Annotated in this window: 10 protein-coding genes; 7 read left to right on the top strand and 3 right to left on the bottom strand. The window is 65.5% G+C overall.

The window, feature by feature from the left end; genetic code table 11:
• Window positions 1-6: 6 nt before the first annotated feature.
• Window positions 7-1056 (bottom strand): RNA methyltransferase, encoded by a 1050-nt coding sequence (locus PSV38_RS01850; RefSeq protein WP_300544181.1) that lies wholly within the window; start codon window positions 1054-1056, stop codon window positions 7-9.
• The gene (locus PSV38_RS01845) at window positions 1046-2113 is read right to left on the bottom strand and encodes an AraC family transcriptional regulator (protein ID WP_300544178.1); all 1068 of its coding nucleotides are present in this window, start codon (window positions 2111-2113) and stop codon (window positions 1046-1048) included. The genes PSV38_RS01850 and PSV38_RS01845 overlap by 11 nt, the downstream gene beginning before the upstream one ends.
• 101 nt (window positions 2114-2214) lie before the next feature.
• Here PSV38_RS01845 and PSV38_RS01840 point away from each other — a divergent pair, with 101 nt between their 5' ends.
• The 5 genes from PSV38_RS01840 (at window position 2215) to PSV38_RS01820 (ending at window position 8662) form a co-directional block, all read left to right on the top strand.
• Complete coding sequence (locus tag PSV38_RS01840) at window positions 2215-3525, top strand: acyl-CoA dehydrogenase family protein (protein WP_300544175.1); 1311 nt, start codon at window positions 2215-2217, stop codon at window positions 3523-3525.
• A 113-nt stretch (window positions 3526-3638) separates the two neighbouring features.
• Window positions 3639-4853 carry an acyl-CoA dehydrogenase family protein gene (locus tag PSV38_RS01835; RefSeq protein WP_300544172.1) on the top strand — a complete coding sequence of 405 codons (1215 nt, stop codon included), beginning with the start codon at window positions 3639-3641 and terminating at the stop codon, window positions 4851-4853.
• A 341-nt stretch (window positions 4854-5194) separates the two neighbouring features.
• Entirely contained in the window at window positions 5195-7321 is a 2127-nt protein-coding gene (locus PSV38_RS01830; protein ID WP_300544169.1) for a hypothetical protein, read from the top strand.
• A gap of 127 nt (window positions 7322-7448) precedes the next feature.
• Entirely contained in the window at window positions 7449-8279 is an 831-nt protein-coding gene (locus PSV38_RS01825) for a hypothetical protein (RefSeq protein WP_300544167.1), read from the top strand.
• Between the two features lie 14 nt (window positions 8280-8293).
• A complete protein-coding gene (locus PSV38_RS01820) occupies window positions 8294-8662 on the top strand; it encodes a hypothetical protein (protein WP_300544165.1) in 369 nt (122 codons plus the stop codon).
• A 28-nt stretch (window positions 8663-8690) separates the two neighbouring features.
• Here PSV38_RS01820 and PSV38_RS01815 read toward each other — a convergent pair whose 3' ends face one another.
• Entirely contained in the window at window positions 8691-9359 is a 669-nt protein-coding gene (locus PSV38_RS01815; RefSeq protein WP_300544163.1) for a hypothetical protein, read from the bottom strand.
• Between the two features lie 215 nt (window positions 9360-9574).
• On the opposite strand from PSV38_RS01815, the gene PSV38_RS01810 reads away from it, so the two are divergent.
• Together PSV38_RS01810 and PSV38_RS01805 are read left to right on the top strand one after the other, a co-directional pair.
• On the top strand, window positions 9575-9844 hold the full coding sequence (locus PSV38_RS01810; RefSeq protein WP_300544161.1) for a DUF1488 family protein: 270 nt from the start codon (window positions 9575-9577) through the stop codon (window positions 9842-9844).
• A gap of 52 nt (window positions 9845-9896) precedes the next feature.
• Entirely contained in the window at window positions 9897-13211 is a 3315-nt protein-coding gene (locus PSV38_RS01805; RefSeq protein WP_300544157.1) for a carboxyl transferase domain-containing protein, read from the top strand.
• Window positions 13212-13294: the final 83 nt, after the last annotated feature.

Here is a 13294-nt window from a genome sequence, read left to right as displayed (position 1 = left end):
AGGCGCCTATGCGCGGGCGCCCGGCCGCACGATGCGCACGGGCTGGGGCTTGACCACGGGTGCCGCATCGCGGGCGCGCAACTGGCCGCAACCGGCGTCCACGTCCTGGCCGGCCGATTGGCGAAGTTTGGTCAGGATGCCGCGCCGGTGCAGGCTGCGGGCGATCTCGGCGGCGCGCTCCCACGATGGGCGCTTGAAGTCGAGCTCGTCGACGGTGTTGTAGGGGATCATGTTCATCAGCGCGTACTTGCCCTTGAGCAGGCGCACGATGCCGTCCATCTCTTCCTCGTTGTCGTTGACGCCGTCGATCAAGGTCCACTGGTACTGGATGGGGTAGCCGGTGGCGCGGGCGTAGCGCTCGCCCTGCTCGACCAGGTCCGCCGGGTCGATGCGGGGCGCGCGGGGCAGCAATTGCGCGCGCAGTTCGGGCTTGGTGGAATGCAGCGACAGGGCCAAGGCGGGTTTGACGATGCCCAGCGGCAGGCGCTCGAAAGCGCGTGGATCGCCCACGGTCGAGAAGACGAGGTTCTTGTGGCCGATGCCGCCGCAGGTGCCCAGCAGCTCGATGGCTTCGAGCACGTTGTCCAGGTTGTGCGAGGGCTCGCCCATGCCCATGAAGACGACCTTGGTGACGCGGCGGCGGGCCCTGGCCAACGCGACCTGGGCAACGATTTCGGCGCTGCCCACTTGGCGCAGCAGGCCGTCCTTGCCGGTCATGCAGAACACGCAGCCGACGGCGCAACCCACTTGGGATGACACGCACAGGCCATCGCGGGGCAGCAGCACGCTTTCGATGGTCTGGCCATCTTGCAGGCCGATCAGCAGGCGGGCCGAGCCGTCTTCGCCGGGGTGCTCGGAGCGCACGCGGGCCAGGGCGTTCAGATCATGAAGCAAGGCGGGCAGGGCGTTGCGCACCGCCAGCGGCAGGAAGTCTTCCGGGCGGCGCTTGCCACTGTCCAGGGGCAGCGCTTGCGACCACAGCCGCAAAATCTTGTCCTCATGGCAGGCTTTGGCGCCGTGGGCGCGCAAACGCTGGCGGATGTCGTCAATGCGCATGGGGTGGCGGTGTGAGTGCGCCCTGGCGCCAGGTGCTGGGCGAAGTGCCGGTCCAGCGGCGGAAGGCGCGGGTGAAGGCGCTGACCTCGGAGAAGCCCAGTAGGAATGAGATTTCGCCGACCGAATACCGCGCGGCGGCCAAGTGGTCCAACGCGAGCTGATGGCGGGTTTGGTTGAGCACGTCGCGGTAACTGGTGTCCAACTCGGCCAGGCGGCGTTGCAAGGTGCGCAGGGTCATGGCCAGGCGCGGGGCGACGTCGTCCTGGCGAGGCTCGCCGCTGGGCAGCATCTCTTTCAACACGGCGGCCAGTTGCTGGGGCAGGCCCCGGTCAGGCCAGTGCGAGCGGTAGCGGTCCATGGCCTCTTCGCTGGCCTTGACGACCTCCAGGTTGGCGAAGGACAGGGGCTTGTGCAAGGTGGCGTGGTCCACCAGCAAGGCGTTTTCCTTGCAACCGTAGAGGGGCGTGCAGCGGAAAACTTTTTCGAACCTTGCATGGTCCTTGGGGCGCTGGCGTTGCAGGCGCAATTCGAGCGGGACGAAGTCGCGGCCGTAGAGCATGCGCGAGCCGCGCACCAGGGTGAGCATGGCGTAGTCAAAAATGCTCCAGACCGTGGCGGCATCGGCGGTGCCCAGCAGGGCCTGATCACCCGTGATGGTGAGTCGGCCGACGCCCTCGTCCAGGTGAAAGCGCACGTCGGCGGCATCGGTGACGACGTGGGCGTAGCGGGCCAGGCGCAGGTACATCTGGGCCAGGTTTTCGGAGGCCATCAAGGCGTAGCCCAGGGCGGTGAAGTTCAGGGGCAGGAACTGCAGCGCCAAGTCCACGCCGAGCAGCTCTTCGCCGGTGGCCCGCAGGGCCTTTTGCCAGAAGGCCAGACCCAGGTGCGCCGGGTAGCGCGCCATGGGGTCGCTCAGGGTCGACAGGTCCAGGCCCACCTCGCGCAGCAGGGCATCGGCGTCCACACCGCGTTGCTCGACCGCGCGCTTGGCGGCCAGCAGCCAGCTGCGCAGGGCAGAGGCGTCGGACGCGGGCGGGGGAGGCGGCTGGGGGCTCATGCGGGACAGGCGGTTCGGGTCAAGTTGATTGGCGCAAAGGGGCAAGTATCGGCGAGAGCGGGGGCGCAAGATGAGGGGATCCTTCATTTCACGGTTTCCACATGACTTCGCTCACACGAATTGGATTGCGCACCCTCAGCCGCATGGCGGGCTCGACCAAGCTGGATGCGCTGGGCCTGCGCAAGCCGACCGAGCAGGTGCTTTACCACGGCACCAAGGCGGGTTTCAAGGCCGTGACGGCCGCCAACCGGGTGTTTAAGTCAGTGAAGAACCTGGGCTCGCCACAGCGCTTGTCCAAGCGCGGTGCGGGCGACCTGTTCGATCTGGCGCCCAGCGAAGACCAGCAGATGCTGCGCGAAGCGGCGCGAACCTTTGCCATGGAGCAGTTGCGCGAGGCCGCCGGCAAGGCCGACATGGCCTACGCCGCGCCGGTTGAGTTGCTGGCGCAGTGCGCTGAACTGGGCATCACCTCGTTGGGAATCCCTGAATCGTTGGGCGGCATGGGCACCGAGCGTTCGGCCGTGACCAATGTGCTGATCGCCGAAGCCATGGCCGAAGGCGACATGGGCCTGGCCTTTGCGGCGCTGGCGCCCTCGGCCGTGAGCACGGCGCTGGTGCTGTGGGGCAATGCCGAGCAGCAGGCCGACTACCTGGGTGATTTCACGGGCGAAAACGTGCCCGCCGCGGCCCTGGCGATCCAGGAGCCCACGCCTTTGTTCGATCCATTTGAATTGAAGACCCGCGCCGTGGCGCAAAGTGGCGGGGGCCATGTGATCACTGGCCTGAAGTCGATGGTGCCGCTGGCCGCAAGCGCCGAGCTGTTCATCGTGGCCGCCCACATCGAGGGCCAGGGCCCAGCGCTGTTTTTGATCGAGTCGTCCACCAAGGGTCTGTCGATCGAGGAGGACCGCGCCATGGGTCTGCGTGCCGCCGGCACCGCGCGCTTGAGGCTGGAGGCCGTGTCGGTGCCCGCCAAGGCCTTGCTGGCCGAAGGCGCTGCGGAGGTCTACCGCGAATGCATCCAGTTGTCCCGCCTGGCCTGGTGTGCCTTGGCCACGGGTTGCGCGCAAGGCGTGCTCGATTTCATCGTGCCCTATGTGAATGAGCGGCAGGCCTTTGGCGAACCGATCAGCCACCGCCAGTCAGTCGCGTTTGCCGTGTCCAACATGTCGATCGAGCTGAACGCGATGCGCTTGCTGACGTGGCGCGCTGCCAGCCTGGTCGATGCCGATGCGGACTTTTTCGAGGCCGCCGCTTTGGCGCGCCGCCTGTGTGCCGACAAGGGCATGCAGATCGGCAGCGATGGCGTGCAATTGCTGGGCGGCCATGGTTTCGTCACCGAGTACCCGGTGGAGCGTTGGTACCGCGACCTGCGCGCGGTGGGTGTGATGGAGGGTGGCTTGTTGATTTGACCCACCCCCTACGCGCTTCGCGCGCCCCCTCAAGGGGGCAACACCAGTGGCCCGGCAAAGCCGGATCCACGGTGTTCGCTGGATGAGACTGGCTTACTGATGAGATTCACGCAATGATCAACCTCGAAATCCCCCGCAAGTTCAAGCCCCTGGTGCGCCAGGCCCACGAGACCGCCGCCGAAGTGCTGCGCCCCATCTCGCGCAAGTACGACCGCGCCGAGCACAGCCGCCCGGTTGAACTCGACATGATGGCCGCCGTGATCGACGGCATGAACGAAGGCAACAGCGATGTCGGCGGCACGGGCGCCACCGGCGTGCGCCGTGATGCCGCCGATGCCTCGCAGGGCAACCGCAACGGCACCAACATCTCCACCTGCCTGTCCATCATGGAACTGTGCTGGGGCGATGTCGGCATGCTGCTGTCGATGCCGCGCCAGGGTTTGGGCAATGCCGCGATCGCCTCGGTGGCGAACGACGAGCAGCTCAAGCGCTTCAAGGGCCGCTGGGCCGCGATGGCCATCACCGAACCGGGCTGCGGCTCCGACTCGGCCGCCATCAAGACCAGCGCCAAGCTCGATGGCGACCACTATGTGCTCAATGGCGAAAAGATCTACGTGACCGCGGGCGACCGTGCCGACCTGGTGGTGGTGTGGGCCACGCTGGACAAGAGCCTGGGCCGCGCCGCCATCAAATCCTTTGTGGTCGAAAAAGGCACGCCGGGCTTCGAGCTGGTGCGCCTGGAGCACAAGCTGGGCATCCGCGCCTCTGATACCGCGCATTTCATGATCACCAATTGCCGTGTGCCCAAGGAGAACCTGCTGGGCGACCCGGAGGTGAACCCCGAGAAGAGCTTTGCCGGTGTGATGCAGACCTTCGACAACACGCGCCCGCTGGTCGCCTCGATGGCCGTGGGCCTGACGCGCGCCTGCATCGAAGAGATGGGCCAGATCCTGAAGGACTGCGGATTGGCCGTGGACTACAGCCGCCCCCTGCACCGCCAGCCTTCGGCCGTGGCCGACTTCGTGCGCATGCAGGCCGACTACGAGGCCGCGCGCCTGCTGACCTTGCAGGCCGCCTGGATGGCCGACAACGGGCGGCCCAATTCGCTGGAAGCCTCGCTGGCCAAGGCCAAGGCGGGGCGCACCTGCGTGGACGTGGCTTTGAAATGCGTGGAACTGGCGGGCTCGATTGGGTATACCGAGACTTCGTTGCTGGAGAAGTGGTCACGCGATGCCAAGATCCTCGACATCTTCGAAGGCACGCAGCAGATTCAGTTGCTGATCATTGCGCGAAGGTTGTTGGGCAAGAGTTCGGCGGAGTTGAAGTAGCAGGGACTTGACAATTAGGGGGGCGTTCTTTGACTCACCCCTAGTTCCAAGGGTAGATCCTGTTTCACAACTAGTGAACATTCGCTTCTGGGCATCTCAGCTCACAAGTCGCTATTGCAAACCTACCCTTTGGAGTCTCACGCCATGAGCCGACACGATGCTCCTTGCGACAGCCTCGCTTGGTGTGCGCTAGCAAGCCAACGAACAGCATCCCGCAGCCGTGACATTCGCCACCGCTGCCGGGCGAATGAGCATCAGCGCGGAAGCACCCGCCTGGCCGCTAGTCGCGATTGGCGAGTGAACCTTGATTTCTCAATTCCAATTTTCAATGGAGGCCTGTCATGGACCAGACACGTGTGACCAGTGGGTACGACGTCGAGGTGGCGATGGGCGAAAGGTATCTGCAGTATTTACTGCTGACCGCTGTCGAGACGGGGCTGATCCGGATCGGCGAGACATTCACGCCCAGCGGCGGGGGCGATCCGATCCAAGTTCAGGTGCTGATCCCGCCCACCCTCGATCGGGCCTATGCCGTCGATGCCAATGCCCCCCAGCCACTCGAGGTGGCCGTCGACGAGGCGTTTGCTGTCCAGATTCTGCCAACGCACCCCATGGGCGCGGATCTGCAAGTGAGCGTCTGGCTCAACTTGGCGCGCGGTATGCAATCGGTCTTTGCGTTCATTGATTTGTACATCGGCATTAGCCTGAACACCACGCCGGACACCGACGGAATCGGTCTGGGCGCGATGACGCTGAAGCTTGAACTGCTCGAAATTGGCGGGCCGATCGCGACCCTTGCCGCTAGCAACGGCCTGCCGCAGGCGGAGTTGCTAGAGAGGCTCCAGCCGCTGATCAACCAAGACATCTCGATGACCAACCTCGGGTCCGGCGGCCGGATTGGCGAGATCCACATGAAGAAGCTGGCCGGCGATGTGGAGCGCGAAGCGGCACTGGGGCTCTACATCAACCTGGTATTGCGTTCAGGCCCTCAGGAGGACAACGTGCTCGGGCCGCGCGGCGACCTCACACTGGCGCAGAACATCCTCGAGCCCCGCGCCGACATCACCGTCGCGACTAGAGCAAGCATCTACGGCGACTTTGCCGACGATGCCTACCACCGCATGGCACGACGGTCCGGGTCCGGATACCACCACCCGGTCATGAAGAAGGAAGAAAAGCTGTTCGACGTGGTCGAGATCGATGCCCGGTCCGTGCTGCCCGACAACCAGCTCAAAGTCTCAGTGGAGGGCGAGTACGAAATCATTGGCCCGATCGATCCCAACTTCAAGGTGCACATTTACATCTACGAGGCGCTCGACGCCGAAGGGATCATGTCGTGGACTTCGGGCGCGGACGTTCAGGCCAGCATCCTGGCCGACATCATCCTCGGGGTGCTCGCGCTGGCCACCGTGCCGCTCCTGGGCCCCTATTCAGTTTTGGTCTTCGCCGCACTTGAGGCCGGGAGGTACATCACGCAGAAGGCGATCGCCGAGTGGGTCGTCGAGGAGAAGACTGACAAGAAGGTCGACGCCGCCCTGCTGGACGTCGTTCCGAACCGGTTCACCATGGTTCGCCGCCGATGGGATCCGTTCTTCACCACCAGCCACCAGCTAGGCCTCCGGCCGGGCGCCACACTGGTCAGTCCGCAGGGGCTGGCCTTGTGGGGCACAGCAGCGCTCGCGCGCGCCACTGAGCCCGCTAAATCAGTCCTCATCCGGGAGGCGGTGCGCGACACCGCAGGCAACGCGACCCAACTCATTTACCGAGTCGATGGCCTCGAGAATGCCGAGTACCTCGACGCAAGCGCGCCAGGCATGCACCGCAGCCGATTCACGCAGCCCAACGCGGACACCGAGCCGCAGCTGTTCCAGCTCGAAGTAGGCGATGCCATTGCGCGGATCGCCGCCCGCGAGCTGGACGGCGGCGAGACCTACGAGGTGCAGGCCATTGAGTTCAAGGGAGGCAAGGTCGTCAACCTCCTCGTCATCAGCAGCCGTGAGATCGAGGAGCAGCGCAACCGGTTGGTCGGTGAGGTCGCAGCGACGGCTGAAGCGGCAGCGCAAGCGGAGGACTCGATCATCCGGACCGAGGTCCGCGACGAATTCGACGAGCAGGGGATCATCCCGACCGACGAGCAGGTCGAGACGGAGGTCGCGGCGCGGAAGCAGGCGATCGTCGCCACGGCCGTTGCCGCGTACGAGGGGAGCTCGTTGGCCAACGATCTGGCGGCGGCAATCTCCCCGCTGCTGCGGTTCGAGCTCTCACCCGACCAGTTCGGGCGGCTGCAGGCGGCCGGGCTTCTCCGGATTGCGAAGTATGAGCTCGTCGAGATCGGGGCGGCGGAGCGGTATTTCTACCGCGATCGGTACGTCAGAGCGGAGGAGCCGACAGCCGCAGCGCGGCTGGCCGACAATCTGCACAGTCAACCCAGATACCGGAACACGCCGACCGGACGCGTGTTCGTGTGAGCGGGGCATCGTCATTCCGGGAGCGCGCCCCGCGCCCAACCACCCAATCGTCCCAGCGCGCTGATCTCGCTAGACCACCACCACTTAAAATGGCCCCCCCTCGCCCCCCAAACAACACCCCGTCCCCATGAACATCACGGTCAAAGAAGAACTGCGCGCCTACATCGACCCCCTGACCCCTGACGAACACGACGCCCTGGAGCGCAGCATCCTGGCCGAGGGCTGCCGCGATGCGCTCGTGCTGTGGGGTGATGTGCTGGTTGACGGCCACAACCGCCACGGCATCTGCAGCAAGCACAGCATCCCCTTCAACACCGTGCAGAACGCCAGCTTCAAGTCGATGGACGACGTGCACCTGTGGATGATCGACCAGCATCTGGGCCGCCGCAGCGTGTCCGACTTCCAGCGCGGCGTGCTGGCCTTGCGCAAGAAGGACATCATGAGTGCGCGTGTGCAGGCCAGCAAGGCGGCTGCACCAGCGTCGCAGGCATCGGCTGCGGACGCATCAACCAGTGACGCTGCGCCATCCGCCTCGACCCCGCCCTGGGACGTTGACCCCTTGCCCACCCGCGAATCCATCGCCAAGGCCGCGCGCATCAGCAGCACCACGGTCAGCCAGATCGAGAAAATCCAGAAGGAAGCCACGCCTGAACTGGTCGCGGCCGTGAAGGCGGGCGACATCTCCATCAACGCGGCGGCGGCGGTGTCGTCTCTGTCGGTGGACGAACAGGTGGCGGCGGTGGCTGGCGGCAAGAAAGAGCTGCGCCAGGCCGCGCGGCAAGTGCGCGAAGCCAAGGCGCAAGCGCGGGCGGCGAATGCGCCTGCCGAAGCGCTTGCTGACGAGGGTAGCGAGCCGGAGTCGGCCGACGCCGTGATCGCCCGTTTGAAGAAAACTGTGGCCGAACTCAGCACCGAAAACGCCATGCTCAAGGCCCGGATTGCCGAGCTGATGGCCTGAGCGGACCACCGGCCATGGCTCTGGACTATCTGATCTTCGACCACAGCGAAGACACCGAAGGCATCGGCACCTTCGACGCCATGGCCTCGGTCGGGCCGCAGCGGGTGCCCGCCGTTCATGCCGAAATCGTGCAGGTGCTGACTTGGGCTTTCGAGCATTTCCCCGACAACCACGGCCCCTTGAGCGAAGGCTTCGGGTGGGACCACGACCTGCAAGGCCAGCAGGAGCATTCGGCCAGCGAGTCCATCGTGTTCGATGAGCGCCGCCGTCTGCTGGTGGTGATGCCCGATCCGCCGGGCATCCCTCGCCACACCATCACCTTGTCCATCAGTGGCAGGCCTGATTTTTGCCTGGCGTTCAGGCAACGTTTTGAGCTGGGTTGAGCCAGCTCAAAACGTCATCCAGGTTCGGTCAGTAAGTCGCTGCCGGGACCTTGCAGGCGCTTGGGGAGGTTGAGACATTTTTCAGCGGCTGGCCGTTGTCGTACGTGTAACCATTGATGCGCAAGGACGCTCCACGGCCCGTGTAGAAGGTGACCTCGTCGTTCAGAACTTGCCATGGGGCAGTGGCTGTCAGGCGGCCAGCACCGCCTGAGCCAGTCAGGCGGTCAGGGCCATCCATGCCGATGGCGAACTTGTTCAGGCCCAGCACCGACACCCAGTACTTGCCCGCTTTGAGGCTGCCGCCCAGGTTGACCGCGGCGGCATGGAAAGTGTCCGTGGCGTCGCCCGCCGTCAAGGTGCCGGTGGTGCGGGCCAACAGCACTTGCTCGGCGATCAGCTTGTCGGGGCCAGCGCCCGCGTCGCTGTACACGCACAACGTGAAGAGCCGCTTGCTGGCAGAGTTCAAGCCGGTCCATTCGATCTTGCTGAGCAAGGTGGCTTGGTTGACCTGGATGAGCGAGCTCACCTGACCTGCCGTGGAAGGCGTCATGGCCGACTCGGTCCAGAAGCCACTCCAGCCGCCCAGCTCGGGCGGATTGCGAAGGGACAAGGTGTCAATGATCGTGGCGGCCTGGGCGGCGACGCAGACCATTGAAACAGCCGACAACAACAAAGTACGTGCGCAAATATTGAGCATGGTTCCATCCCTGATTGGTGATTGATTGAGTGGTGCCATGACGGCCTCCACGCAACCATGTTATTCAGTCCGCCATCACGCCCGATCTGGGGCAAACCCCCGGCATGGCATTGAACCAAATCTTACAAAGATGGTGGCATTTCGCATTGACACGCGGGCTCATGGTCACAGGTGCCAGTTGGGCGGATACTCGGACTTCACCCTTTGGAGTCCCCATGTCGCAGATCCCTTTTTTCCACGAAGCGACCGGGGCCGTCAGGTTCTGGGTCCAGGTGAGCGATGCCCTGGTGGGGGCCAGCGTCAGCCGCGAAGCCTTGCATTACCGCTTCCGCCCTGATGGCCGCGGTGAAGACCCTCTGGAAACCTACAAAAGCCACGCGGCGGAGATTGACGAGGTGGTGCGGCGCCGGGTTGCGCAAGGCTCCATCGAGCCGGTCATGCTGCGCGAGTTCGACCTGCGGCCGGTGGTGGCGCCCAAGGTGTAGCCGCTAGGATGCTGGACTGGCCGCATCTCCGGCTGCTTCATCCTCCAGCACCATGCCTTCAACCGCCCAGCCGGTCCTCCTGATCGCCAACCGTGGCGAGATTGCCATCCGCATCGCCCGCGCCGCGCATGAACTGGGCTGGCGCACCGTGGGCCTGGTGGCCGAAGACGACCAGTCCGCCCAGCATGCTTTTCATGTGGATGCGCTGCAGGTCTTGCCCGGCAAAGGCGTGCCGGCCTACCTGAACATCGACCATGTGGTCGCGGCCGCGCAAGCCGAAGGCTGCACCCATGTTCATCCTGGCTACGGCCTGCTCAGCGAAAACGCCGACTTTGCCCGTGCCTGCGCGGCGGTCGGTCTGGTCTTCGTGGGCCCCGCGCCCGAGGTGCTCGACCTGCTGGGCGACAAGGCGCAAGCCCGTGCCTTGGCACGACGCTGTGGCGTGCCGGTGACCGAAGGCATCGACCGGGCCGTCACGGTGCACGAGGCCCAAAACTTTTTCGCGCGGCTGGGCCAGGGCGGCGCCATGATGATCAAGGCGCTGGCCGGTGGCGGCGGCCGTGGCATGCGCGTGGTCGAGGCCGCGCCAGACATCGCCACCAGCCACGAGCGTTGCCAGTCCGAAGCCCTCGCCGCCTTTGGCCGTGGCGATGTCTACGTGGAGCAGTTGGTGCGCCGCGCACGCCACATCGAGGTGCAGGTGTTGGGCGATGGCAGCGGCGCCGTCAGCCATGCCTGGGAGCGCGACTGCACCGTGCAGCGCAACCACCAGAAGCTGGTCGAGATCGCCCCCGCGCCTGATCTGGACCCGGCCTTGCGCCAGCAACTGCTGGACGATGCCGTCAAGCTGGCGCAGGCCGTGAAGCTGCGTGGCCTGTGCACCTTCGAGTTCCTGGTGGACCTGGACCGGCCCGGCCGACACTGCTTCATGGAAGCCAACCCGCGTCTGCAGGTCGAGCACACGGTGACCGAGGCCGTGACCGGTCTGGACCTGGTGCAACTGCAACTGCGCTTATCGCAAGGTGCGAGCCTGGCCGAGCTGCAAGCCACGCAGGCTGACATCACTGCGCCACGCGGCACGGCCATCCAGGTGCGCGTGAACGTCGAGCGCATGGGGCCGGATGGCCGCGCCTTGCCCGCAGGCGGCACCGTGCGGGCGTACGAACCACCCAGCGGCCCGGGCCTCCGCGTGGATGGCCATGGCCACCTTGGCATGCAGCCACACCCCGGCTTTGACACGCTACTGGCCAAGGTAATCGTGCACCACCCGGCCGGGTTTCACGCGGCCCTGCGGCGCACGCGGCGTGCCCTGGCCGAGTTCAGGCTGGAGGGGGTCGACAGCAACATCGCCTTCCTGCAAGCCTTGTTGGCCCATCCCGACCTGGCGAGCTACCAGGTCAGCACACGCTGGCTTCAGTGGCACGTGGCCGCTTTGCTGGCGGCCGCGCCCCAGCAACCCAGGCCGCGCGAGCTGGCACATGCCGCTCAGCAGCACGCTCAGCACGCTGCGTCGGCCCTCAAGCTGAGCGGCTTGGCCGAAGGTTGCATCCCCCTGGCCGCCACGGTGCCGGGGTCATTGGTGAGCCTGCACGTTCACCCCGGCGACACCGTGCGCGCGGGTCAGCGCGTGGCCGTGATCGAAGCCATGAAGATGGAGTTCGAGATCACCGCCACGCAAGGTGGTCGGGTCGAGGCCGTGCTGGCCGAGGTGGGCCACGTGGTCAGCGAAGGCCAGGCCCTGATCGCGCTGGATCCCACCGGCGACGATGGCCAGACCCACGCCACCACCGACCAGGCGCACGACCTGGACCACCTCCGCTCCGACCTGGCCGAGGTGATCGAACGCCACGCTGTGACGCTTGATGCGCGACGTCCCGACGCCGTGGCCAAGCGCCATGCCAAGGGTCACCGCACCGCCCGCGAGAACGTGGACGACTTCCTCGATGCCGACAGCTTCCTGGAATACGGCGCCCTGGCGCTGGCCTCGCAGCGCATCCGCTTGAAAGAGCCCGAGCTGATCGCGCGCAGCCCGGCCGATGGCCTGATCGCGGGCCTGGGCACCGTCAACGCCGCGCAGTTCGGCGAGCAGGCCGCGCGTTGCATGGTGCTGGCCTACGACTACACCGTGTTCGCCGGCACGCAAGGCATCATCAACCACAAGAAGACCGACCGCATGCTGCACCTGGCCTTGCAGCGTGAGCTGCCCCTGGTGCTGTGGGCCGAAGGCGGTGGTGGCCGGCCCAACGACGAATACCCCGGCGTCAGCCTGCTGGACAACATGACCTTCCTGGGCTTGGCGCGCCTGAGCGGCCTGGTGCCTTTGGTGGCCATCGTCAACGGCCGCTGCTTCGCGGGCAATGCCTCACTGGCCGGTTGCTGTGACGTCATCATCGCCACCAAGGACACCAGCATCGGCATGGCCGGCCCCGCCATGATCGAAGGCGGCGGCTTGGGCAAGTTCACGCCCGAAGAGGTCGGGCCCGTCAGCATGCAGGCGCCCAATGGTGTCATCGACGTGGTGGTGGACGACGAGGCCCACGCCGTGCGCGTGGCCCAGCAGTATCTGTCGTACTTTCAAGGCACGACCACCGGCTGGCAATGCGCCGACCAGCGCCTGCTGCGCCACGTGGTCCCTGAAAAGCGCACCCGCGTCTACGACATGCGCGCGGCCGTCCACACCTTGTTCGACACCGATTCGGTGCTGGAGCTTCGCCGCGATTTCGCGCCCGGCATGATCACAGCGCTGGTGCGCGTGGAAGGCCGACCGATGGGCGTGATCGCCAACGACCCGCGCCACCTGGGCGGCGCCATCGATGCCAACGGGGCCGACAAGGCCGCGCGCTTCATGCAGTTGTGCGACGCCTTCGACGTGCCGCTGGTCTCGCTGTGTGATACCCCTGGCTTCATGGTCGGCCCCGATGCCGAGCAGACCGCCACGGTACGCCATTTCTCGCGCATGTTCATCACGGCGGCCAGCATCACGGTGCCTTACTTCACCATCGTGCTGCGCAAGGGTTATGGCCTGGGCGCACAGGCCATGACGGCGGGCAGCCTGCTGGCCCCTGACTTCACGATCTCATGGCCGACGGGCGAATTTGGCCCGATGGGCATTGAAGGTGCCGTGCACCTGGGCTTTGGCAAGCAACTTGCGAGCATCGAAGACGCGGGGCAGCGTCAGCAGGCTTTCGATCAATTGGTGGCCGCCGCTTACCAGCGTGGCAAAGGCTTGAACATGGCCAGCCACCTGGAGTTGGACGACGTGATCGATCCGTTTGATACGCGCCGTTGGTTGGTGCGTGGGCTTCTGGCCATGCCCCCGGTACAGCACCGCAGTGGACGAAAGCGCCCATTTGTGGACGCTTGGTGAATTATTTAAAGCCGCAAGTGGTGTCATTGATTGCCAGAGGTAACGCTGGTTGAGTCCTGGGCCCGGCTCCCGATACAGTGACC

The organism is Aquabacterium sp. (assembly GCF_029946005.1).
Taxonomy (GTDB): domain Bacteria; phylum Pseudomonadota; class Gammaproteobacteria; order Burkholderiales; family Burkholderiaceae_C; genus Aquabacterium.
The sequence above is the reverse complement of the archived record's forward strand: the minus strand, read 5'-3'. Positions and strand labels throughout refer to the sequence as shown.